This is a genomic window from Pseudomonas sp. BIC9C (assembly GCF_034541995.1).
Classification (GTDB): Bacteria; Pseudomonadota; Gammaproteobacteria; order Pseudomonadales; family Pseudomonadaceae; genus Aquipseudomonas; species Aquipseudomonas fluorescens_CC.
The window spans coordinates 577,459-600,112 of the sequence record NZ_JAWDGM010000005.1; the positions used below are offsets into that span (position 1 = coordinate 577,459).

Genomic DNA, 22,654 nt, shown 5'->3' on the forward strand with positions numbered 1-22,654 from the left:
GCAGAGACCCTCTTGTGGAGAGTGCACCGACAGCAAGGAGCCTGGTAAGGCACCTCGATTTGGCATGGCTACTAACGCCGTGGAACGCGTAGCGTCCGCCCGCTGTAAAGAGCCCCCATGACAAGTTCAGTAATGGGCGCTGGAAAAACCATTCAATCAATTCGTAGTGGAAATGCCCTGAGTCAAGCCGATCAGAACCGATAGGTTGCCTGCACTGAAACTCCATTCGCACTATTGTCGTAATTGGCACTGTACTCCGGTTGAAGACCGGAGTTGTTCGACTGCTTCACCGAGACTTTGGAATCCCAGAGATAACCGTAAGCAAAGTCGATCGTCAGATCGGAATTCGGTGAGTAAGCGCCGCCCAAGGTCACGGCCTGGCGATTCCCCACCGGAACGCGCACGCTACGATCGGCATTCCTGATGGGCGACGGATCATAGGCGTAGCCTGCGCGCAGCAGCCATTGTTGGTTCAATTGATAGGATGCGCCAACTGCGGTGGACCAAGTGTCGTGCCAGTTCATTTCTTCAGTCACACTTCCCAGACCAGCCGCCTGGCCCAAGGGGGAAAGTCCACTGTTGACTGCCTCGACCTTCTTGATCCGGCTCCAACGTTTCCAGGTGGTCCCCAGGTATCCCGTCCAGCGACTGTTGAAATGATGGGTGATGGACGTGTCCACGGATTCGGGCATAGTGAGGTCTATCTTGTTGTCATACTTTCCGTCCAGCGGGATAACGCTCGGGGAGCCGGAAACCTCAGTATGCCCTTTGAGTTCATAGCTCACCTTCGAGTGATAGTTGATCCCCCAACGGGTAGCCTCGGTAAAGTCAACCAGGATACCGACGTTGTAGCCAAGTGCGGTGTCATCGCCTTTGATGGTGACCAGTGTGTCCTCGCCATTGTTCAGGGCGCCGGTGGCCAAGTAATTTTGAAGCTTTGCATCGAAATGGTTTATGGTCGGTCCGCCACCAATGGACAAGTAATCATTGATCCGATAGGCGATGGTGGGCTGAAGGGTAATCTCCTTGGTCGAGCTATAGGAACCATGGTAGCGGCCCTGAAAAGTGCTCTCGTAGTCATTGATCAGACCACTCGGAACATAGAGGCCCAGACCAATCGAAAGACGATCATCAAGCGGCGTCGACATATAGGCAAAGGGCACGACCCCCAAAGGTACCGAGTCCCCCTTATTCGTTCCTGCGACACTGCTCTGCGCATCACTAATGTCGTCGCTCGCCGAGACGATCGCGGCCCCGCCGGAAATCTCACTGCGCTTCAATTTGGTTAAGCCTGCAGGGTTGCCAAAGATGGTGCTGGCATCCAGCGCAGACGACGACCTTCCCGCATAAGCAGTTCCCGCACTGCTTGCACTTTGCTCGTTCAAGGCAATGCCATTGGCCCCCGCGCTTGTTGAAACGCTGAGTATTGCCGCGGCACCTGCGAATTTGATCCAGGAAGACATTTCTCGCACAGCCGAGAGACACGGGGTTGCACGGTTGCTCAGTTTCATTTCCCACCTCGTATTGTTTTTATTGATTGGTGCGCAGGCAAAGCTTCGCCTTCCGGTGCACTTGGGCAGTGCCGGTTGGCATTGATCGAAGTTGTGATAGGCCCTGGCTGACAACTACCAGGGCCGGGGTGCCGGACTTACGAAGTCGGGATCATTTGAGCCATTCCACCTGAAAGCTATAGCGACCTAGTAGAAGGGCCAGGGACTCTTGATGTCGCCCGGCCCGTATGCGGGCGACCAACCCACGTTGTTCATGCTGAATCACCTCGACCGCAATGTCCTTCAGACACATGCGCTCCACATCCTGCCGGACTACCCTGGCAATTTCGTGCTGCTGCAACGCGGGTTTGAAGATCTTGCCCACCGCCGTCAACGGCAGTGCTTCGAGAATTTCAATCCGCTTGGGAATGGCCGCCCGCTCACTGATGTGTCGCTGAGCAAACTGCTCAAGTTCTTCGACGGTACAGTCGTGGTCTGGTCGCAGTTGCACGTAGGCGACCGGTACTTCACCCGAATAGGCGTCCGGGCTGCCGATGGCAGCCGCCAACGCCACCGCTGGGTGGGCCTGCAAAGCCTCCTCGATTTGCTTGGGATCGATATTGTGCCCGCCGCGGATGATCAGTTCCTTTTTGCGCCCGGTCAGCCAGAAGTAGCCATTTTCATCCTGACGCCCCAGATCGCCCGTGTTCAGCCAGCGCTGACCGTTGATGTCGATCCACAGGCCCCGGTTGTGGCTTTCTTCAACATAACCCTCGAACAGGTTCGGCCCCGTGATGGTGATCAGGCCAATTTCGTCGACGTCGGCATCGCGCAAATACTCTCCAGCGTCATCGAGCATGACTGCACGCATGTCCTGGTAGGCAATCCGTATACCGATGGAGCCGATATGGCGCTCGCCATGGGGCGGATTAACCGAGGAGACGCACGCGCCTTCCGTGAGCCCATAGCCTTCAAGGATCTTTACCCCGGTCCGGCCTTCAAACTCCCGAAAAAGTTCGACCGGCATCGGCGCGGCACCACACATGGCATAACGCAGGCTGGACAGGTCGCGGCCTTCCAGCTCGTTTTGCAACAGTGCGGAATAGACGGTTGGAACGCCGGACAAGAAGTTGATGCCGAAGTGCTCAACCATCTCCCAGAAGCGTGGGATCACCCCCTCACCGCGATAACCCTGCGGCGTGCCGAGGATGACATGATCACCCTGGGTCCAAGGCATCAGGCCTGTCACCAGCTGAGCATTTACATGGAACAGCGGCAACCCGCAAAAAATGACCTGGCCACCCCCATGGGGTTGCATGTGCGTGGCCATGGCCCACGCGTTGTAGACCTCCGCCCCATGGGTTCGCATCGCAATCTTGGGCAGCCCGGTGGTACCGCCGGTGCAGAAGTAAGAGGACCGATCCTCAGGGCTGAACAACCGAGCACTCTTCAGGTGCGTGCCTGGCTGAGCATCCATCAACGTTCGTAATTCATGAATCGTGGCCCCCCTGTTCAACTCACGTTCTTTCTCTGTCAGGGATGCGAGGAATTCACGCTGAGCGACATCAATATAGGGATCCATGCCAACCCAAACGACGTGCTTGATCTCGGGAAGTTGATCCAGCTGCGAGGCCAGCTTGGGCCACAGGTCGCTGCCCGGCGTCGGTGCGAGCGTTACCACCACGCTGGCCTTGGCGGCCCGTAGCAAGGCAGCCATTTGTTTGGCCTCTTGCAGCGGATTGATCGCCATGACGACACCGGCCGCTTCACCCCCCCAGATAGTGAAGTGGGTTTCCGGCAGGTTGGGCAGGATGAAGGCCAGCACTTCACCCGGGGTAATGCCCAGGTCGTGGAAGGCATTCGCCGCGCGAGTGATATCTTCGACGAGCTCGGCATAGCTCCAGTGGTGGGTATTCCTGAAGCTGGTAGCGTCGGCGAAGAAACTCAGTGCAGGCGCGTTGGGGCTAAGCTCGGCTGTCCGTGTCAGTGCTTCATAAGTGCTTGAAGCCAAGCCACGCTCCGCCAATGGAACCTGCTCGATATTTTCAATGTCGTTCAGCGATCGCACCATCATTGTCAGGCTTCCTCTACGACTCGGTTGCGTTGCACGCCCAGGTCGATCACACCATCCGCGCTGCGAATGCGCGCTTCGACGACGTCTCCTGCCTTGAGGTACTGCGTCCGCCCCTCCTGCGCTTTGAGGAAAAGCTTCCACTTGGTGGCTTCTGGCATCAGGGCTGCAATGCGCTGTTTGGCGGGCGAAGGGATGGTCAGCGCGCATCCCGCCGGAGTACCGGTGGCGATCAGGTCGCCGGGGGCGAGATCCTGGACAGAGGAGAGTTCGGTCAGGGTTTCTGCGGGGCCATACACCAGGTTGGCCGTGCTGTCGCTTTGTCGGACTTCGCCGTTGACCGTCAGGCGCAACTGCAATGCTTTCAGGTAATGCATGTCCTGGGCATCCAGCAGGCAGAGGTAGGGGCCGACCGGGCCAAACGTACGGAAGCTCTTGCCCTTGTAGAACTGCATCTGAGGGATCTGAATGTCGCGTGCCGAGTAGTCATTGACAATGACCACACCAGCAATGAACTCATGCAGATTGGCGTCGTTAACGGTCACTGCGCCGCTGATTACGCGTTTCATCACCAGCCCGAGCTCGATCTCATAGTCAAGGAAACGGACGTTGCGCGGTTTGATCAGAACGCTGTCTGCGGCCACCAGGCAACTGGTCGCCTTGGTGAACATCATGTTGTATTTCTTCGCATCCGGGTCCATGCCCGACTCGATCATGTGCTGACGGTAATTGGCGCCCTGGCAGACGAACTGCTGGTTACGGGTCACCGGCGACAGCAGCTTCACTTTGTGCACCTCCAACTGAGTACCGTTCAGTTGAGCGAGGTCATCGATACTGTTCTGGCTGATGAAATCACCCGTGGTCTCAAAAGTTCCCGGGACCATCGTGATACGGTCTTGGCGTAGCACGCCCCAGTGGATACCGTTCTCAAACTCAAAGCGGACTACGTGTACAGCAGACATTGAAGGTACTCCTGGAGCAGTGTTTGTCTCGTGCTCAGTGGCGCGAGAACCGTGGTGTTGTTCTGAGGGCGGGCTGGCAACGCTGTAGACCCACGCACTGCCAGCAATCAAAGCGCCGGCTTTAAGCACGTCCCGCCGGCCAAACCGGGTTGAGTTGTCCGACATGGCAGCCGCTCTACCCGAACATCCGCATCAGCGTGATCAACTTGCGAATCGTCAAGTCCGGGCTGCGCCGCAGGTTGCGGATCAGCGCTCGTACATTGCTGACGCTCATCCTGGGTTTGGTAAAACTCTTGGGCATGCGCTGCCCCCACTGCGCCATTGCTTCGGGGCTCACGGGATGGATGCCCGTAGGCTGTATGGCGGTAAAAATATCCCCGTCGCAGTAGTGCTCGTGCTTATCACCCCAGGGGTCTTGCCAGTAATCGAAGATCTGACTGCCCAGGATGTGCCGGCCGATTCCCCATGAGTGCTCCCAACCCCGCTCTCGCAGGACCCGTTGCCCCATGCCCACCGCGTCCGCATCGACGACCTCATAGGCGCTGTGGCTGTAGGTCGGCATGAACCCCTGGGCGATCGCGAGCGTATGGTGATCCGCAGGTTTGTCACCGAGATCAAGGCGCATGAAAGCGACGATGGGGGTGCCGTCGGGGAGTACCTGCACATCGCTGGGAATAAACCCGAAATGCTGGGTGTACCAGGCACAGGTTGCCTGATAATCGGCCACTTCAATGACGATGTGACCCAGTTTGATGACTTCAGGCGGTGCAATCGGTGTGCGCTGCGTGGCGTTGATTCGCGGCTGCTCCTGCGCCAGATTCCAAGGCAGTGGAGCCCTGTGTTCCAGGCTTTTACCAGGCGTCTGGTCGTAAACGGCTTCGACGATAAAGCCTGAAGGATCGGTCAGTCTGACGTAGTGTCCGCCGCCAGGATGCATCGAGGTCTCGACCGAGGATGCACCTGGAATTTGCGTCAGCTTTTCCAGATCCTTGAGCGATTGGACTGCCAGGCCGAAACCGACAAAGCCTGCCTTTTCTGAACGGTGCACGCGATAACAGTAGGCAGTTGGCTCAGTGCCGCGCAGGTACAGCGTATCGGCATTCTGATGACTGACGGTCAGGCCGAAGTCGGTCAGGAAACGCGCCGCCTCATTCAAGTCCGGCCTTTGAAAAATCAGGTGAGTCAGACCTTGGGCCTTCACCCTCGGTTGCGGATGTCGGGCAGGCTGTGGCGTCGCCAACTGGGGCATTTCATTTTTGCTATTCATTGTTCTTGTTTTCCAGTTTTTTGGGCAAAGCGATCCCTGAACCCCTGAAAATGCCAGGGGTTTTGTCGTTGTGTCGGTTATCGCGCTTAGTCGATCGGAGGAAGTGCCGGCAACTCTACGGTCGCCAGCGCTTTCGCCTCCTCAAGAGGCACACCCAAGGCCCGCAATACGAGTTCGGCCGTATCAGATCCCGATTCGCGCCACGTTCTGTGCCCTTCCAGAACCAGGAAAATGGACCCGAGGACGCTGCTCGATATCAGCGTCAGGACCGAGAGCAATTGCTCTTGCTGAAACAGGTACCGACCGGTGGAAAGTCCACTCAGAAGATCCGTCGTCGCCTGGCTGGAAAACATTTCACGCAGCGAAGCGTTGCTCATGGCGAACTTATGGATGAATGCCCCCCAGTGGGAGTCTTCGTGAGCCCGACGGATGAAGAACCGGATGCCATTGGCCAGGCGCTGAGCGGGATCGGAGAGGGAGTTGAAGCTCTTGTTGACCCGCTCATGCATCTCTCTCGCGAGATGGCTGGCGACCGCCTCGAACAGTCCATCCATACTCTCGATGTTGCTATAAACCGTGCCGCGGGCCACCCCTGCCTCTTGCGCAAGGTCGAGGATGTTCACTTGCGAGGTGCCCTTTTCCGCGAACAGGCGAAAAGCGGCTTGGTGAATGCGGCGCTGTGTTGGATTCAGGAGTTCCACGGTCTCTCTCCAGGATTGCCTTATGTGGCAATTGAACACGCGTGTTCGATTGACGTCAATCTAGTTTTTGGAATAAAAAGCTATTTTTTCGAATAAAAACCACTGACGCCCCGTGTTTAGCTTGTTTATCAAATGAGCTGCGAGACCATCCGGTACGATTCCGATACCTGCACATTGACTCAATTGAACATGCGTGTTCAGATTCATGTGAACTGGTTCAGTCGCTGAATGGTCCATTCAAAGCCATCTATCGGGGTATTCCCCAGCCCCAGGTAAACCGACGCAGCCAGAGGATGACGTTTCTCCAGAGGCATTTCCCTTTGAATGAGGGCCGCCCCCCCTTATCGTTAACTGAAGGACAGAACATGACCGGCTCCAAGCTCTTCGAACCGCTTCGATTGCCCAACGGTGTAGTGATTCCCAATCGAATCGCCAAGGCCGCCATGGAGGAAAACCTTGCCAATGAAAATCACGCTCCAGGAGAAGCGCTGGCCAGGCTTTATCGGGGGTGGGCGGAAGGCGGGGCTGGTCTGATCATCACAGGCAACGTCATGGTTGATCGCCACGCCTTGACCGGCCCCGCGGGCGTGGTGCTTGAGGATGATCGGAATCTGGTGGATTTCCGGCTTTGGGCCGATGCTTGCCGAAGCAGTGGGGCCCAAGCCTGGATGCAGATCAATCATCCCGGACGTCAGCTCTTGGCTTCAATGGGGCAGCCGGCAAGAGGGCCCTCCGCCGTTGCGGTCGATATCCCCGGGTTATCTAAAGCTTTTGTACCGCCCAGAGCCTTGGATGAGCAGGAGATCGAGGAACTGATTGAGCGCTATACCCAAGCGGCGGTGCTCGCAGAGCGTGCCGGATTTACGGGTGTGGAGATTCATGCGGCGCATGGCTATCTGTTCAGCCAATTCCTGTCGCCCTTGACCAACCGGCGTGACGACCGCTGGGGCGGTAGCCTGGAAAATCGTGCACAAATTCTCCTGCAAACCATCGACGCCATACGTCAGCGCGTGGCACCGATCTTTTGCGTCGCGGTGAAGCTCAATTCCGCGGACTTTCAGCGCGGCGGATTCGACACCGAGGATGCGGCTCGCGTGGTGGAAATGCTTAACGCCAAGGCGGTCGACCTGGTCGAGTTGTCAGGTGGCAGCTACGAAAGCCCGGCGATGCAGGGGCAGACCCGCGATGGCAGCAGTCTGGCTAGAGAGGCGTATTTTCTCGAATTCGCGGAGAGGATAGGAGAAATCGCGCGCATGCCACTAATGGTCACGGGTGGTGTGCGTAGAAAGGAAGTCGCGGAGCGAGTGGTGAGCGGTTCGGTGTCGATGGTCGGGCTTGCCACGGCGTTAGCCATCGAGCCGACCCTGCCCAGCCAGTGGATGGCAGGTCACGACACCGAAGTGGAGCCCATCGTCGTCCGCTGGAAGAACAAGGCGTTGGCGTCACTGGCTGTCGCGTCGTTGATCAAGAAGCAGCTTGGCCTGCTGAGCCAAGGGAAGCGGACACGACCTGGAATGTCACCGCTCATGGCATTGATCGGCAATCAGCTGAAATCTCGACGCCTGGCGAAGCGTTATCGGCAATGGATTAACAACGCCTGACAGATCAAGAAAGAACTCAGATCAGGTAGGTAGTGGCTTTGCGGCGATTTTCCGGGCTTTGGCAGGCGTTACGCCCAGAGCCCGGAGAATCATTTCGGCGACCCGCACATCATGCTCCACCACTGCACGTCCCTCGACAACCGCGCGCATTGCCCCGGTTGTGCACGATACGACCATATCCAGGGCGATGCCTTCGTCCTCGTAAGTGAAAATGCCCTCCCGCAGCCCTGCATGCAGGTCGCCAAGCACATGGTCAGCCAAACGCGAGCGCATGGCCTGGTCGAAATGGATGATGCGCAGCAACGCATTTGCCCATGGGTGGTCAGCGGCGGCCCGACACACAAACATGCGTACGCCAATCGAAAGCCGCTGTGCTCCGCACTGCACATCCGCGCTCAAGACGGAAATGGCGTCAGAGAACTCGGCGGCCATGGCAATGCCCACTGCTTCGAGGACTTCGTCGCGCGTTCGGAAATAGTTGTAGATGGTGCCGTTGGATACCGCCGCCTCGGCGGCGACTTCCAACAATGCGATCTCCCCCACCTCCTTGCGTGCGACAAGTCGCAATGCCGCGTCCACCAGACCGCGCCGGGTGCGCTCACGCTTCTTGTGCCCCCTGGTGAGAGGTTCTGGCACAGTAGCTTCTAAAGGAGGTGTGGGGGAATCCATGATCAAGCTCGTAATCTAATCGGCTCGTTGATAGTAATGGAAACGCCGTCAGGAGTGGCGTCATTACTCATCAGTAAGCCCCGGCAGTCTTGAAGGAGCCTGCTTGCCTCTGTGCCAGGAGCGTGGTGCATGATGATACGGTCAGGACGAACGGCGACCAGTGTTCCTTTCGCGGCCAGCTGCAGGATGTCATGGTTCATGTCTTCGATGAAGTCACAACGGCCGCCGGAGCGTTGACCGCGGGGTCTGACCTCCAGGAAGTGACCGCCCATCTTTTCCCAGGAAACGATCTGTTCAGTGCTGAGCAGTGACAAGGGGTCAACACCGAATCCAACCAGGGTCAGGTTGTCTCCCAGTGCATCGTCGCTCAGCTTGATCTGCTTTTGCAGGGTGCGAATCCAGGCTTGGGGAAACAGGCTGCCACGTACCAGCTTGTCACCTCGACGATGCGGCACGAACAGGCCGTGCTTGAAGGTGTTCTTCGGCTTGATGTCCAACTGCTCGAAGTACCTTCTGGTCGTGGGAGTCAACGCCAGCATGCGCATCAGGCCATGAATGAAAAAAGCCGCGATCTTGTTCTTGGGCATTACCAGACGGCCCATGAGTTTTGCCAGATCGATCATCGCCTGAGCATGCGGGCGGCGCTCTACGTCGTAGGTATCGAGTATCGCGGGCGCGGCGTGGCCACGAAGAACCCAAGCCAGCTTCCAGGCCAGGTTGGCGCCATCACGAAGGCCCGCTACGAGACCTTGCCCGACAAAGGGAGGGGTGATGTGTGCGGCGTCACCGACGAGGAAAGTACGTCCCTTGCTGAATCGGTTGCAGCAACGCGCGTGGAATCGATACACCGCCTTGCGCTCGATTTCCAGTTCCTGCGGATTGACCCATGGCGCAATGAGCCGGGCGATGCTTTCCGGGCTTTCCAGCTCCTCTCGGGATTCGCCGGGTTGTAGCATGAATTCCCAGCGTTCCCTTCCACCGGGGGCGGGCATGTGCGGCGTGGGCCGCCGTGGATTACAGATAAACTCAATGTGATCAATGGCCGACTGATGCCGGTTCTTGGCATCGACAATCAACCAATCCTCTGCATAGGTTTGGCCTTCGAACTCCTGGCCGATCAGCGCCCTGACCCTGGAGCTGGCGCCGTCCGCACCGATCAGGTACTGGGCGCGAACAGAATGCGAGTGCCCATTTTGATCCCGTACGGTAGCGACCACGCAATCCGCTTCCTCGACCAGGTTCTCCAGTTCGAAACCACCCAGGCTGGTCACTGATTTTAGTCGGGAAACCTGGCCACGCATCGCTCGCTCGAGGTCGGGTTGATAGAAGGTCACAAGCTTGGGATGGCCGTCGATACACCCTTCAGTATTGGCTCGACTGAATTGCCCGAGGACCGGAGAGTGCATCTTCACTTCAGGGATAACGATCTTCTCGAAAGCGTCCTCCGACAATCCGGCCAGTTGCAGGATGCGCAGAGCCTCGTTGTCCAGAGCAATGGCACGAGGCATCAGTACGATTTCATGGAGCTTGTCCAGTACCAGGGTCGTTACCCCATAGCGGCCGAGCAGCGCCGCGATTGTTGCACCTACCGGACCGTTACCGACAACCAGCACATCGACAGCGGAGGTAGGCAATTCGGAATCTTTTTTGTTGTTGTTCATCTCGAGCCCTTGTTGTGATTGAAGTCGTGAGGCGCAAAGGTCTCATCGTCAGGCAGTGTCAAAGGTATGCAATATTGAGAGATATTTCAATATTGATGTTTTTGTCATTAATTTTTGAGATCATTGAAAATCCGTGATGAGACCGAACGGACGAGCTGGGATGCAAGGCGTAACTGCCCGCGTTAAAGCGAAGAAGGCTCGTGGCATGAAGTTGCGTATGTGCCAGTTTCCGACCGACGACGCTTGGCTTCAGAGCTGATCGGCGTTGTCATGGGAGCAATGGCCCAGGACTGAAGCGGGTGACTGCGAGGGGGCCGAGCCCAGGTCGAAGACGACCGAATCCCGTGCGCTTTTTTAGCGCACCACCCTGTTTTAAATCTTCAGGAATCAACCGTGGCGCGTCCGCAGCCCCATCCGCCCCCCGTCCAGCTTGGCTTCGGCGAGTTCGAGCTCGACGAGGCCAACGCTTGCTTGTTGCGTGATGGGCAAGCGGTGGCGTTGGCGCCGACCCCTTTCCTGTTGTTATGCGTGCTCGCACGCCAGCCGGGGTCGCTAGTGTCCAAAGACGCCTTGCTGGACGCCGTGTGGGGGCATCGGTTTGTCAGCGATTCGGTCCTGAAGACGGCCATCAGCGATCTGCGCAAAGTGTTGGGCGATGACCCCAAACATCCTCGTTTTATCGAGACCGTGTCCCGGCGCGGCTATCGCTTCCTCGCCGTGTCGTCCTCTGCTGCTTCAATGCCACCTGCATCCTCGGCGGTTTCGGCAGCCGGCTCACCTGCGTTGCCGTCATTCATCGGACGCATCGACGAGGTCTCCAGGCTGCAACGGGCGTGGGAGCGGGCGGGTGGCGGCCAGCGAGCCGTGGTCTGGCTTGCTGGAGAACCGGGAATCGGCAAGACCACGTTGATCGAACATTTCCTCGCCGGCCTTGGCGGCATCGCTTGCGCACGCGGCCATTGCATGGAGCACTTCGGCACCGGCGAACCGTACCTGCCGGTGCTGGAGGCGTTAGCCGATCTGTGCCGCGGCGACCCGACCCTGCCGGCGTTGTTGCGCGATGTGGCCCCAACCTGGCTGCTGCAATTGCCGTGGCTGAGTAGCACGCAGGAGCGCGACGCATTGCGGCGCGAGCTGGCCGGCGTCGGCCCGGAACGCATGCTGAGGGAATTCGGTGAGTTGTTGGACCGCTACACAGAGCTGCGCCCGCTGTTGCTGGTGACCGAAGACCTGCACTGGAGTGATCGGGCGACGGTCCAGCTCATCAACTACATGGCCCGCCGACGCAGCCCCGCGCGGCTCATGTGGCTGTCGAGCTTCCGCCTTGCCGAAGTGGTGGCGCTCGACCATCCGCTCAGCTCATTGCGCCACGAACTGCGTCTGCAACGCTTGTGCGAGGAAGTGGTGCTCGACCCTTTTTCGGAAACCGAGGTCGCCGACTATGTGGCGCTGCGTTCAGCCTCACTGGCACGCGATGAAGCATTCGTGCGCGCCCTGCACGAACGGACCGACGGTGTGCCGTTGTTCGTTTCCTCAGTCATCAGTGAAGTGATGGATGCAAAAGAAGACGAAACCACCATCGAAGCTCGACTGGCGGATCTGGCGGTTCCCGACAACCTTGCGGCCATCATCGATCACTACATTGCCAAGCTTGATCCGGAGCAACGTACACTCCTCTCGGCGGCTGCGGTGTGCGGGTCCGACTTCCGGATTGAGACAGTTTCGCTGGCCCTCGAGCGCGATCGCTCTTCGGTGATCGGCGCCTGTGAGGAACTGATGCGTGAGCAGGTATGGCTCACACAATCGCGGGCTCCCGATGTTGACGAGGCGGTAGAGCCTCCTTACTCGTTCCGACACGCCCTTTTTCGCCAGGTGCTGTATGACCGCACACCGCGTTCGTTGCGCATCGATCTCCATGGCCAGGTTGGCACTGCCCTCGAACGCGAGCGCTCGGCCGGTGTGCCGGTTGCTGCCTCGGAACTGGCGATGCACTTCGACCGTGCCCGGCTGCCGATGATCGCGCTGCGCTACTACGCCGAGGCCGCAGAAGCCGCGCTACTGCACTTCAGCCCGGACTTGTGCATCAGCCTCACTGAGCGCGCCCTAATCCTGCTTATGCAGGCACCCGAAGGGAGGGAGCGCGATACGCTCGAAATTACCCTGGCCACGTTGCAGGGGGTTTCGGCCTTCCACATGTTCGGTGTCGGCAGCGAAGCCAAGGGCGCTTTCGAACGGGCGTACACGCTGCTCGCAGACGTACCCGGGCACCCTATGCGCAGTCGCCTTCTGCACGGATTCGGCTATCTGCTCGGTCTGCGCGGCGACTATTCGCAGGCTCTGGAAGTGGCAGAGCGTGCTGAAGCGCTCTCCCTGAACGCAAACGATCAGGAGCTCATGCTGGCGGCGTGCATCGTTCAGGGCGAGGTGCATCACCTCCAGGGCCGCACGAAAATGACACGCAGCTGGTTAGAGCGCGCCCTCGCGATCGCCGAGCCGTTGGGCATCGGGACAAACGAGATCTTTGCGGCAGATCCCCAGGTCATGTTGCACGGTATGCTGGCCATCGAGCTGGTGCGGTCTGGCCTGATTGAGCAAGGGCGAACCCATATGCAGCGGGCACGAACCCGCGCGCATACGCTTCGACAACCTATGACATGGCTGGTCGCTACCTGGCAGGAGGTGTTGATCGAGGTACGACTGGGAAATCCTGTGCGGGTGGCAGCGCTGGCTGATGACATGCAGAAGCTCGTCGATGAATATTCGCTCGCGCTCGGACGCACGGCTTGCCGCTGGTGGCATGGCTGGGCCGATGCGCACAACGGCGCACCCCACGACGGCTACCGGCAAATCCGTGAGGCCTACGAGGAACACACCGGATTCGGTATGCGCTCCGGTGCCAGCGAAGTACTCGGCTACGCCGCCGAGGCGCTGCTACTGGCAGGCGATTACGACGCAGCGCACGTTGAATTGCAGGAAGCTCTCCGGGTGGGAGAGGTACTGGGTGAACGCGTGTATCTGCCGCAGCTACTGTTGCAGGAGGCCGCAATCGCGCGAGCCCAGGGTCGATCGGAAGCCGCAAAGGCGGCGGTGCAGTGCGCTATTGAAGAGGCCCGCGCCCAGGAAGCACCGTGGCTGGAGCTATTCGCGCTGGTCGAACTGTGCGAGCATCACGACTCCGCGGCTGAGGAGCACCAGGCATTGGTGATGCTGATTCACCAATTGCCCGAAACGCAGGGTACTGAACTGGAAAAACGTGCGCGCTCGCTGATTGAGGCTGCCAAGCGGGCTTGAAGCGGCAAGGCGAGCCCGAGGCTATTGCGCTGCTGGCAACTGCGAAAATGCACTCTACCAGACCACCCGTCTGCACTCGAAGTGCCCCGTCATTTGTATTCATTCTGACCACCGATTGCATCGGATTTGACCAGCACGCTTTGTAACCAAGATCGGCAGAGAACGGCCAACAGCGGACCGTGGAATTCAAGCATCCATATCAAACGTGAATGAAAGGCTGCCTCTGTGTAGCGCAGCCCGATCAGCCCGCTACCCTTGGCGCCTTCGCGGATCTACAGCAAGCGGTCGAGCGCACAACGATGGCAATCCCGCCAAGGGCACGGTCAGCAGCCGCACGGCACAAAATGACGGCCAGCGCCGGTCCTGATACCATAAACCCAATGTTAGGCACTTGGGTGAAGGACAGCGTGAACAAGCGCAACAGTGATGCAGACATCAGGACCGAGCGCCCGATGCTGGGGCCGAACGCGGCGTTACCCAATATCAGCGATTAGCTTCTCTTTGAGACACCGGATCGCGAAGGGCGAGTATCCGCTCGGCACACAGCTGCCGACGATCACGAAACTGGCGGACGATCTGGGCGTCGCGGTCGTGACTGTCCGGCAAGCGTACGAGATGCTTTCCAAGGAAGGGCTGATCCGCAGCCAACGGGGTGTCGGCACCCACGTGGCCGCGCTGCCCGCCGCTACCGTCGACCTCGAACTGACGATCAACGATCCGTTCGCCGCGCCGCAGGCGCTTTCCTTCGAGATACTCGAAGTCCGGCACCACACTCAATTGCCCCTGGAACTGCTTGGCGCGGACGACCGGTCGGCGGACGACAACGTGTGCGTGCGCAAGCTGCATACCTATTCCGGCGAAGCGTTCTGTTATGCCGAGATTTACGTGTCCACGGCGGTCTTCGAGTCGCTGCCCAAGGACATCGCCAGGAAAAGGAAGCTACTCGCCGCGGTGCTCGACAAACTGGGAACCCGCGGCAAACGCGTGAGACAACGCATTTCTGTGATGCCTGCGGATTTTCCTCTGTGTGACCTGCTGAAGATCCCGTTTGCCTCTCCCGTGGCGAAAATGTCACGGTGCCTGGTCGACGGCAAAGGCAACGTGCTGTACGCCGGTGTCACCTGGTATCGGGGTGACCGCTATGTCGCCGAGATCGACTTCCCTGCGTCCACATTGAAGACCATGCCCGGCATGACCGAACCCCAACCGGACTTGGTGGGTGAGCGCAAGCACGATTAGAAGCGCTCATGCGGACCTCTGCCCTGCCGGTTACGCGAGATCTCATACCGTCCGGCCAGAATCTCTGCGCCCCCCCCCGAGGTGCTTGACGAGGGTCTTTTATCATGTCAAAACTCCTATAATTAGATCTTTAGGCAAATGTCTCGTCGGAGGTTCGATGCTTATGCAAAACGTTCAGGATCAAATGAAAGGAAATGGCATGGGTAACTTCACAGTAACATCGCCTGAATTTAAAGATCAGGAACCGCTGCAACGGGAGCATGAGTTCGATGGCTTCTACGGCACCGGCCAGAACCGTTCGCCCGCGCTGCAATGGCAGGGCGCGCCGGAAGGCACCAAGAGCTTCGCGCTGACGCTGTACGACCCGGACGCGCCCACAGGCAGCGGCTTCTGGCACTGGATCCTGTTCGACATCGATTCGTCCGTCACCCAGCTCGCCGCGGGCCTGGGCTCCACCGATGCCACTGACCTGGGCGCCAGCGGTACTCAGGTCACCAACGACTATGGCACCGCCGGCTACGGCGGTCCCTGCCCGCCCGCGGGTTTGCCCGCGCACCGCTACATCTTCACTGTGCACGCGCTGGGCGTGCCCACGCTGGAGATGCCGGCCAACCCGACCAACGCGGTGGTGCGCTTTCTGATCTACCAGAACACACTCGCCACGACCACCCTGACCGGCCTTTACAAACGCTGAGCGTGCCGTAGTACTGCAACTGTTTGAACGGTTAGGCGCGAATGCCAATGAGGAAGGCGTGTTGGCTCGTTGCGCAGGTCAATACGACTTCGGCAGGCCGAGCGCCTGCTCGGCGACGTAGCACAGCGCGAGCTCCTGGGTCACCGGCGCGAGCAGTGACAGCACGCTTTCGCGCAGGCCGCGCTCGACGTGGTACTCCGTGGCATAGCCGAATCCGCCGTGTGTGCGCACCGCACGCAATGACGTCTCGAAGCTGGCCTCGGCCGCCAGGTACTTCGCCGCCGTGGCCTCGACGCCGCAGGGCTTGCCGGCGTCGTAGAGCGCTGCCGCCTTCCACATCAACAGCTCGGCCGCTTGCAGGCGCATCCAGCATTCGGCGAGTGGATGCTGGATCGCCTGGTTCATGCCGATCGGCCGCCCGAACACGATGCGTTCCCTGGCATAGTCCGTCGCACTCGTCAGCGCCGTCTGCGCGGCACCCAGCGCAGAGGCCGCGACGAGAATGCGCTCCGGGTTCAGACCGTGCAGCAGGTACCTGAACCCCTGACCTTCCTCGCCAATGCGATCCTCGACCGGGATCTCCAGCCCGTCGATGAACAGTTCGTTCGAGTCCACGGCCTTGCGCGCCATCTTCTCGATCTCGCAGATGCGCACATGCGCGCGGTCGAGGTCCGTATAAAACAGTGTGACACCGTCCATCGGCCTTGCGCATTCCTCGATCGGCGTCGTCCGGGCCACCAGGAGGATCTTGTTGGCTTGCTGCGCGGTCGAGGTCCAGACCTTCTGGCCGTTGACGATGTAGCGGTCGCCCGCGCGGCGCGCGAGGGTTCTGATGCGTGTGGTATCAGAACCGATGTTCGGCTCGGTCACGCCGAAGCAGGCGCGATCCGTGCCTTCGATCAATGGCGGCAGAAAGCGCCGCTTCTGCGCCTCGCTGCCGAATACGACCACAGGCTGTGGGCCGAACAGGTTCAGATGCACCGACGACACCGCCGCCGAGCCGAGCTTACCGATGGTGCGCATTACCATTGCGGCTTCCGAGATGCCGAGGCCGGAGCCACCATGCTCTTTGGGCATGGTCACGCCAAACCAGCCGCCGCGGGCGACGGTGTCGCAGAATTCACTCGGCCAGCGTCCGTCGCGCTCGCGCTCGAGCCAGTAATCGGCACCGAAGTCGGCGCAGATCGCCTCGACGGCATCGCGGATCGCGAGCTGGTCGTCCGAAAAATCGAAATTCATGCGGGCAGTTCCTGCAACAGGCTTTCGGGCACCTCGACCGGCATGTCGAGCAGCATCTGCGCCATGCCCTTGCCGAGCGGGTCGTTGCGCAGCGACGCCATGCCGCCGCCGCCCAGCGCGCGCTCGCACAGGAGGTTGATGGCGTGAATGCCGGGCAGTTCGTATCGATGCACCGGCCCCTGCACCAAGTGGCCGAGGTAATCCTTCACGCGTTCGGGCGTCACCTGCTCGATCAGCACCGGCAACAGCGCCGGATGGCGGGCGATCAGGCCGATATTGGACGTGTCGCCCTTGTCGCCACTACGCCCGAGCGCGATTCTCACCAGCGGCACGGTCTGGCGTGGCCCGGCGGGCAGCGCACCCTCGATGGGCATCAGCCGTTCCGGCATCCCCTGCGGTGATGGTGGCGGCAGCGTCACGGTAAACGTCGTCTCGCCGAGCGTGACCGTCGGCGTCACCTGCTCCTTCGCAATGAGCCAGGCGAACTGTCGCAAGACCGGCGACACGGAGGGACGGCCACCTGAACCGGTCGTGCCCGGCGACCATGACGTGCCGGGGGCGGCGAACTCGCGGCTGTACATTTCCAGCGCACGCCGATCAGCATGCGTCGCGGTCAGGCGCAGCACCACTTCGCGCGTCGGCAACGGCCGGGCGAGCGGGCCGTAGGCCGACTCGGTGCCGAGCAGCTCGATGTGCGTCGCCAGGAAGTCCGCGAACCCGTTCTCGCGCAGCAACCGGCGGCCACGCTCGAGCAGCGCTTCGCCGGTGCGCTTGGCTTTTGCGGGGGCATCGATCCCGACGATGGTGAGCTGCCCGGACACCTTAAAGCCCGCCGGCGCAGTGGCGCTGACCTTGTAGGTAGCGGTCGGCGGCAGGCCGCGCGCACCGGTCACCAGCACGCAATGCGGCCCGACTTGCTCCAGGCGCACCTGACGGAAGTCGCAGACCACATCCGGTAGCAGATAGCAGGCTGGATCGCCGATCTCGTACAGGAGTTGCTCGCCGACCGTCCCGGGCGAGACAAGCCCGCCGGTGTCCGCGGGCTTGGTTACGACAAAGCTGCCGTCGTCGCGGCACTCCACGATTGGATAACCGATGTTGGCCCAGTCGGGCACCGCAGCCCAGTCAGTGTGCAAGCCGCCGGTGGCCTGGCAACCGCATTCGATGATGTGGCCGGCGAGGCTACCCGCGGCAAGCCGGTCGAAGTCATCAGGCGCCCAGCCGAATTCGTGCATCAGCACGCCAAGGGTGACCGCACTATCGACGCAGCGACCGGTGATGACGATGTCGGCGCCCGCGTCGAGCGCCTGCGCGACCGGCAGCGCGCCAAGGTAGGCATTGGCCGTTACCAACCGTTCCGGCATCGGTTCACCGTTGGACATTCCGACTGTGCCGGCCGCCCGCATGGCGGCCGCGAGCGGCAGCACGTCGTCGCCTTCGACGATCGCGACGCGAACCGCCACGCCCAGTTCGTCGGCCAGAGCCTGCACCGCCGCGGCGCAGCCTTTCGGGTTCACGCCGCCGGCGTTGCTGACAATGCGAATGCCCTTCTCTACAGCCTGCTTGAGCACCGAGCGCAGCGCCACCGTGACGAAGTCGATGGCGTAGCCTTCATCGGGACGCTTCATGCGTGCGCCGGCGAGGATCGACATCGTCAGCTCGGCCAGATAGTCGAACACCAGGTAGTCGATGTCGCCCTGGCGCACCAGTTGCATCGGCCCGAGGCTGCTGTCGCCCCAGAAACCCGAGGCGCCGCCGATGCGCACGAGCTTATTCGTGGCTTGCGAATTCACTTGTTGGTCCATTGCGGTTTCCTTTTTTCCTTGAATGCGGCGATGCCCTCGCGCGCATCCTGCGTCATGGCCAGCAGGCCGATCTGGCCTTCGCCGAAGGCGATCGCCTCTTCGAACGACATCGAGCGCATCGCCTTCATCGCATACAGGCCGCGGCGTAGAGCGGTGGGCGAGTTGCCGAGCAGACGCGACAGCAGGCGCTCAAGCGCACCGTCAAGGTCGTCGACCACCTCATTGATCAGACCGATTTCGCGCGCTCTCGCGGCATCGATCGGGTCACCCGTCAGGCACAGTTGCACCAGGCAGCGCTGCGGCACCTGGGCCTGCAGCACGGCGATCACCTGCATCGGGAACACGCCGACTTTCGCCTCTGGCAAACCGAAGATCGCGTGCGGTGCAGCGATGGCGAGGTCACACATCGCGAGCAGGCCCATGCCGCCGGCCATGCAGGCACCGTTGACCCGCGCGATGAGCGGCACGTCGAGCGTGCGGGCGGTGCGCAGCAGGTCGGCATAGGCGATGGTCGGCGTGGCGTAGTCGAACGCGAAGGCATCCGCGCCCAGGTCGGCACCGGCGCAGAACGCCTCGTCACCCGCGCCGGTGAGCACGACAGCGCGGATCGAGTCGTCCGCCCGGGCGCGCTGCAGGGCTTGCTGCAACGCCGCGATCACATCCGCGTTGAGCGCATTGCGGCGCTCGGGCGGTCGATGGTGAGAATCAGCCGACCGTCCTGCCGACTTTCTTGAAGAACCGTCGTCATGTCCTGACCTCCGCTTCCTTGGGTACCGTCGTCACCTGGGTCACACTGGTCAGTACCATCTCGCGGATCTGATCGCGCGAGTAGCCAGCCTCCGCGAGCACTTCCTCGCTGTGCTCACCCAAAAGCGGCGGCGGGCGAAACGGCGGCAGCGGCGATTGCGGCCATTCGCTCGGCACCGCCATGGTCCGCAGCACGCCCTCGGTGGGGTGCTCGAATTGTTGGAAGAAGCCGATGTCCTTCAGGTGCGGATCCTCCAGCAGGGTCTCGAAGGTATGCGCCGGGAGCACCGGGATGCCGAGCGGCCCCAGCAGCTCTTCCCATTCTTTCGTGGTCTTGGTTTTCAGGTTGTCGGAGAGGATTTCGTACAGCACCTCGACATGCTGCGTGCGTGATTCGCCGTCGGCAAACCGCGGGTCGCTCTCGAACCGCTCGGCCTCGCCGACCACGCGCATGAAGGCCTTCCACTGGTCGTCGGTGTAGACGACCAGGCACACTAGACCGTCCAGCGTGGCGTACGGTCGCCGCTGCGGGTTGAGCAGACGCGGATAGCCGAAGCCACCGCGCGGCGGGATGAACGTGTGGCCGTAGAGGTGATCGCCCAGCATCATCTGCGCGGTCGTCTCGAACATCGGCACATCGACCGACTGGCCGCGTCCCGTGCGTTCGCGCGCCAGCAGCGCCGCGCAGATCACGCCGAACGCGTACAGGCCCGTCGCCCGGTCCGAGAGGTTGAGCGGTGCATAGCGCGGTACCTCGGACCCCGCCCGCACGCTGGCCTCGGGGATCGCGACGGCGGCCTGGATCAGGTCGTCGAAGGCGCGCGAGGACGCATAGCGGCCGCGCTGGCTGAAACCGAAGGTGCCGACATAGATAATGCCCGGGTTCACCTGCCGTACCGCTTCGTAATCCAGCCCGAGCCGCTGCATGGCCTGCGGCCGCACGTTGTAGATCAGCGCATCGGCAGTCTGCGCCAGCTTCAGCAGCGCCTCCTTGCCGACAGGATTCTTAAGGTCCAGCACGATACTGCGCTTGTTGCGGTTGAGGTTGAGGAACAGCGGACCGGCGCCAGCGCGGCCGCCTGGCCCGGTGGCGCGCAGCATGTCGCCACCGGGCGGCTCCACCTTGATCACGTCGGCGCCAAGGTCGGCCAGCATCTGCGTGGCCGAAGGTCCCATGACGACTTCGGTGATGTCGATAATGCGCAGGCCGGCGAGCGGCCCGCCCTGGCTTGAATTGTTGTTCATTCGGTCCGTGCTCCTCTTTTCGGTCAGGAACCGGCTATGTCGGCGCTGTTGCCGCGGATGTAGGGCATCGGTCCGATACCACGCGCCGCCGCAAGGGACTCGAGCGCGTACTGGATCGAAGTTGCGTCATTCATCGAGTGGAAGGTGCCGTCCTCGTTGAAGCTGACCTGCGCGCCTTCGATCCAGGCGATGGTGATGGTGTCCTCGGTGTTTTCCTTGGGGGTGTAGAAGGTGTGTACCGAGCCGCCCGGCTCGAACAGATAGGAGCCCGCGGTCTGCGGCTGATCGGGGTACTCGAGGTACTTCCAGCAGCCCTGGATCGTCCACACCTGCGCCGTGCCGGTGTGGTAGTGAATCGGCAGGGAACAACCGGGCTCCACGATGGCCTTGAAGACCCACTCGCCGCGCTCCGGGTCGATGCGTAGCGGCTGAATGTGGATGCCCGGGAAGACATTCTTGATCAGTGGGACCTGCTCGATGTTGACGGTCAGCAGAGTGTCCTGCGGGAGGCCGACCAACGGCAGCAACGCGCCGGTGGAAGTTTTTTGCTGGGTGGGAAATTTAGCGTTCATGCGTTGTTTCCTTTTGTTGTTGTGAGTAAAGCGGTTGACGGAAGTCGTCCTTTATGGGAGTCGTCCTTTGATGAGAAAGCCGGATGCAGGCTGCTCCGGCGGGCAGCGCAGGGCTGTGGAAACCCCGCAAGGTAGAAACAGGAAGTCACCCGCCGCGAGACTGAAGTCCTGTCCATCGACGTGCGCCTCGATCTGTCCGTCTTCGACGTAGAGAACCTGCTCGGCCTCGGGTTCTGTTGTGCAGGCCAATGCGCTACCGGCATTCATCCGCAGCGCCGAGATGTCGACCCACCGCGCGCCGACGGTGTCGCGATCGATAAGTGGAACCCTGCCGGTGGCGGCGGCGTCGACGGTCAGCACGCGGACGTCGCCGCACTCAGCAACCGCAGGGTCGGGTTCCGTGATCGTCTGCGCCGGGTTCTCGCCATAAGGCGGCGTATAGACGACCAGCACCCGTCCGGGCTGGTCGCTGGTCACGCGAAACGAATGGAACACGCCCGCCGGCCCGTAGACCCAGGTTCCCGGGTGCATCACGTCGACGCGACCCTGGGCTTGCGACTCGCCAGTGCCTTCAATCATGTAGGCGCATTGCTCCAGGTGCGGATGCGCGTGCGGCTTCGCGCCATGGGATTTCACGATCGTGCCGACCAGCACTTCGAGTGCCGTTGCGCCCACGGTCTCGGGGCCGATCACGCGCACATTGGAGGTGCCGGTGTGGTTCGCCGGCGAGTAGGCAGCAAGGTCCGCCGCCCTGATCACAGTGGGGATGGCTTTCATTGCGGCTGGATCCTGAACGTTTTGCGTAAGCATCGAACCTCCGACGAGATATAAACCTAAAGATCTAATGTTAGGAGTTTTGACATGAAAAAAGACCCTCGTCAAGCACCTCAGGGGGTGACCGCAGAAATTCCGGCCGGACGGCATGAGATCTCGCGTACCTGGGCAGGGCCGCTGCGCCGTCAACAGGTGACGACAGTTGCAGGGCGGACGTTTACCGACCGAAGTCTGACCTTTCGCTTACGACTCGGTCTCGGGGGCGGCTTACGCTGGCATCGAATCTTCTTGATCCCCAGGTCTGCGATGAGTCTTAACCCTGAATCCAAATATCCGAGCCGCCGTACATACGTCGTCAAGCTGCGCAGTGATGCCGGACCGAAGGCCCTGATGGGCCGTCTCGAAAACCTGGTCACCGGACGCCAGCGCGAGTTCTCGTCCGCCGAAGAGTTGCTGGACTCGATTGGCTCTGATCTGGCGTCAGCAGCGGGTGAGCAGGCGGTAGAAAGCGACGGCGAGTGACCCTTACGGCATCAACATTAAATGCGCATGGCGACCGAACTGCGACGGTTCGCTGACGACTTCGCGCACATGGGCCCCTACCCTGACGCAACCTCGAATCTACA

At 60.8% G+C, this 22,654-nt stretch carries 17 protein-coding genes and 1 pseudogene; 5 read left to right on the forward strand and 13 right to left on the reverse strand.

Features of this window, described 5'->3' with window-relative positions; genetic code table 11:
- Window positions 1–191 precede the first annotated feature (191 nt).
- The 5 genes from RS887_RS23655 to RS887_RS23675 all read right to left on the reverse strand — a co-directional run bounded on the left by RS887_RS23655 (window position 192) and on the right by RS887_RS23675 (window position 6,491).
- Window positions 192–1,511 carry an outer membrane protein transport protein gene (locus tag RS887_RS23655; RefSeq protein WP_322617269.1) on the reverse strand — a complete coding sequence of 440 codons (1,320 nt, stop codon included), beginning with the start codon at window positions 1,509–1,511 and terminating at the stop codon, window positions 192–194.
- 151 nt (window positions 1,512–1,662) lie between these two features.
- Window positions 1,663–3,564, reverse strand: coding sequence for an acyl-CoA synthetase (locus RS887_RS23660; protein WP_322617270.1), 1,902 nt, complete (start codon window positions 3,562–3,564; stop codon window positions 1,663–1,665).
- Window positions 3,565–3,566: 2 nt separating this feature from the next.
- Window positions 3,567–4,523 carry a fumarylacetoacetate hydrolase family protein gene (locus tag RS887_RS23665; RefSeq protein ID WP_322617271.1) on the reverse strand — a complete coding sequence of 319 codons (957 nt, stop codon included), beginning with the start codon at window positions 4,521–4,523 and terminating at the stop codon, window positions 3,567–3,569.
- 175 nt (window positions 4,524–4,698) lie between these two features.
- The gene (locus RS887_RS23670; protein ID WP_322617272.1) at window positions 4,699–5,790 is read right to left on the reverse strand and encodes a VOC family protein; all 1,092 of its coding nucleotides are present in this window, start codon (window positions 5,788–5,790) and stop codon (window positions 4,699–4,701) included.
- 86 nt (window positions 5,791–5,876) lie between these two features.
- Window positions 5,877–6,491 (reverse strand): TetR/AcrR family transcriptional regulator, encoded by a 615-nt coding sequence (locus RS887_RS23675; RefSeq protein ID WP_111288717.1) that lies wholly within the window; start codon window positions 6,489–6,491, stop codon window positions 5,877–5,879.
- 365 nt (window positions 6,492–6,856) lie between these two features.
- Here RS887_RS23675 and RS887_RS23680 point away from each other — a divergent pair, with 365 nt between their 5' ends.
- A complete protein-coding gene (locus RS887_RS23680) occupies window positions 6,857–8,092 on the forward strand; it encodes an NADH:flavin oxidoreductase/NADH oxidase family protein (RefSeq protein ID WP_322617273.1) in 1,236 nt (411 codons plus the stop codon).
- 21 nt (window positions 8,093–8,113) lie between these two features.
- On the opposite strand, the gene RS887_RS23685 is transcribed toward RS887_RS23680, so the two are convergent.
- Together RS887_RS23685 and RS887_RS23690 are read right to left on the reverse strand one after the other, a co-directional pair.
- Window positions 8,114–8,761, reverse strand: a complete 648-nt coding sequence (locus RS887_RS23685) for a TetR/AcrR family transcriptional regulator (RefSeq protein WP_322617274.1) — start codon at window positions 8,759–8,761, stop codon at window positions 8,114–8,116.
- Between the two features lie 2 nt (window positions 8,762–8,763).
- The gene (locus RS887_RS23690; protein ID WP_322617275.1) at window positions 8,764–10,422 is read right to left on the reverse strand and encodes a bifunctional 3-(3-hydroxy-phenyl)propionate/3-hydroxycinnamic acid hydroxylase; all 1,659 of its coding nucleotides are present in this window, start codon (window positions 10,420–10,422) and stop codon (window positions 8,764–8,766) included.
- Between the two features lie 393 nt (window positions 10,423–10,815).
- On the opposite strand from RS887_RS23690, the gene RS887_RS23695 reads away from it, so the two are divergent.
- From RS887_RS23695 to RS887_RS23705, 3 genes are all read left to right on the forward strand, one after another.
- Entirely contained in the window at window positions 10,816–13,713 is a 2,898-nt protein-coding gene (locus tag RS887_RS23695; protein ID WP_322617276.1) for an AAA family ATPase, read from the forward strand.
- A 426-nt stretch (window positions 13,714–14,139) separates the two neighbouring features.
- A complete protein-coding gene (locus RS887_RS23700; protein WP_322617277.1) occupies window positions 14,140–14,952 on the forward strand; it encodes a GntR family transcriptional regulator in 813 nt (270 codons plus the stop codon).
- Between the two features lie 199 nt (window positions 14,953–15,151).
- Entirely contained in the window at window positions 15,152–15,646 is a 495-nt protein-coding gene (locus RS887_RS23705) for a YbhB/YbcL family Raf kinase inhibitor-like protein (RefSeq protein ID WP_322617278.1), read from the forward strand.
- Between the two features lie 78 nt (window positions 15,647–15,724).
- Here the strand turns inward: RS887_RS23705 and RS887_RS23710 are convergent, their stop codons facing one another.
- From RS887_RS23710 to RS887_RS23735, 6 genes and pseudogenes are all read right to left on the reverse strand, one after another.
- Window positions 15,725–16,885 carry an acyl-CoA dehydrogenase family protein gene (locus tag RS887_RS23710; RefSeq protein WP_322617279.1) on the reverse strand — a complete coding sequence of 387 codons (1,161 nt, stop codon included), beginning with the start codon at window positions 16,883–16,885 and terminating at the stop codon, window positions 15,725–15,727.
- Window positions 16,882–18,690, reverse strand: coding sequence for an acyclic terpene utilization AtuA family protein (locus RS887_RS23715; protein WP_322617280.1), 1,809 nt, complete (start codon window positions 18,688–18,690; stop codon window positions 16,882–16,884). The genes RS887_RS23710 and RS887_RS23715 overlap by 4 nt, the downstream gene beginning before the upstream one ends.
- Window positions 18,675–19,367, reverse strand: a pseudogene (locus RS887_RS23720) (enoyl-CoA hydratase-related protein); the annotation flags it as partial. The pseudogene RS887_RS23720 and the gene RS887_RS23715, both read right to left, overlap by 16 nt.
- 67 nt (window positions 19,368–19,434) lie before the next feature.
- Window positions 19,435–20,682: a CoA transferase gene (locus RS887_RS23725; protein ID WP_322617281.1), complete on the reverse strand. Its 1,248-nt coding sequence runs from the start codon at window positions 20,680–20,682 to the stop codon at window positions 19,435–19,437.
- Window positions 20,683–20,705: 23 nt separating this feature from the next.
- Window positions 20,706–21,254 (reverse strand): 2,4'-dihydroxyacetophenone dioxygenase family protein, encoded by a 549-nt coding sequence (locus RS887_RS23730; RefSeq protein WP_322617282.1) that lies wholly within the window; start codon window positions 21,252–21,254, stop codon window positions 20,706–20,708.
- A 51-nt stretch (window positions 21,255–21,305) separates the two neighbouring features.
- Window positions 21,306–22,031, reverse strand: coding sequence for a cupin domain-containing protein (locus tag RS887_RS23735; protein ID WP_322617283.1), 726 nt, complete (start codon window positions 22,029–22,031; stop codon window positions 21,306–21,308).
- A 303-nt stretch (window positions 22,032–22,334) separates the two neighbouring features.
- On the opposite strand from RS887_RS23735, the gene RS887_RS23740 reads away from it, so the two are divergent.
- Window positions 22,335–22,550 (forward strand): hypothetical protein, encoded by a 216-nt coding sequence (locus RS887_RS23740; protein WP_322617304.1) that lies wholly within the window; start codon window positions 22,335–22,337, stop codon window positions 22,548–22,550.
- Window positions 22,551–22,654 lie beyond the last annotated feature (104 nt).

Excerpts from the sequence above, each read along its gene's own strand:
- RS887_RS23655 (WP_322617269.1), bottom strand. The coding sequence starts at position 1,511 with ATGAAACTGAGCAACCGTGCAACCCCGTGTCTCTCGGCTGTGCGAGAA.
- RS887_RS23660 (WP_322617270.1), bottom strand. The coding sequence starts at position 3,564 with ATGATGGTGCGATCGCTGAACGACATTGAAAATATCGAGCAGGTTCCA.
- RS887_RS23665 (WP_322617271.1), bottom strand. The coding sequence starts at position 4,523 with ATGTCTGCTGTACACGTAGTCCGCTTTGAGTTTGAGAACGGTATCCAC.
- RS887_RS23670 (WP_322617272.1), bottom strand. The coding sequence starts at position 5,790 with ATGAATAGCAAAAATGAAATGCCCCAGTTGGCGACGCCACAGCCTGCC.
- RS887_RS23680 (WP_322617273.1), top strand. The coding sequence starts at position 6,857 with ATGACCGGCTCCAAGCTCTTCGAACCGCTTCGATTGCCCAACGGTGTA.
- RS887_RS23685 (WP_322617274.1), bottom strand. The coding sequence starts at position 8,761 with ATGGATTCCCCCACACCTCCTTTAGAAGCTACTGTGCCAGAACCTCTC.
- RS887_RS23690 (WP_322617275.1), bottom strand. The coding sequence starts at position 10,422 with ATGAACAACAACAAAAAAGATTCCGAATTGCCTACCTCCGCTGTCGAT.
- RS887_RS23700 (WP_322617277.1), top strand. The coding sequence starts at position 14,140 with ATGCAGACATCAGGACCGAGCGCCCGATGCTGGGGCCGAACGCGGCGT.
- RS887_RS23705 (WP_322617278.1), top strand. The coding sequence starts at position 15,152 with ATGGGTAACTTCACAGTAACATCGCCTGAATTTAAAGATCAGGAACCG.
- RS887_RS23710 (WP_322617279.1), bottom strand. The coding sequence starts at position 16,885 with ATGAATTTCGATTTTTCGGACGACCAGCTCGCGATCCGCGATGCCGTC.
- RS887_RS23715 (WP_322617280.1), bottom strand. The coding sequence starts at position 18,690 with ATGGACCAACAAGTGAATTCGCAAGCCACGAATAAGCTCGTGCGCATC.
- RS887_RS23725 (WP_322617281.1), bottom strand. The coding sequence starts at position 20,682 with ATGAACAACAATTCAAGCCAGGGCGGGCCGCTCGCCGGCCTGCGCATT.
- RS887_RS23730 (WP_322617282.1), bottom strand. The coding sequence starts at position 21,254 with ATGAACGCTAAATTTCCCACCCAGCAAAAAACTTCCACCGGCGCGTTG.
- RS887_RS23735 (WP_322617283.1), bottom strand. The coding sequence starts at position 22,031 with ATGAAAGCCATCCCCACTGTGATCAGGGCGGCGGACCTTGCTGCCTAC.
- RS887_RS23740 (WP_322617304.1), top strand. The coding sequence starts at position 22,335 with ATGAGTCTTAACCCTGAATCCAAATATCCGAGCCGCCGTACATACGTC.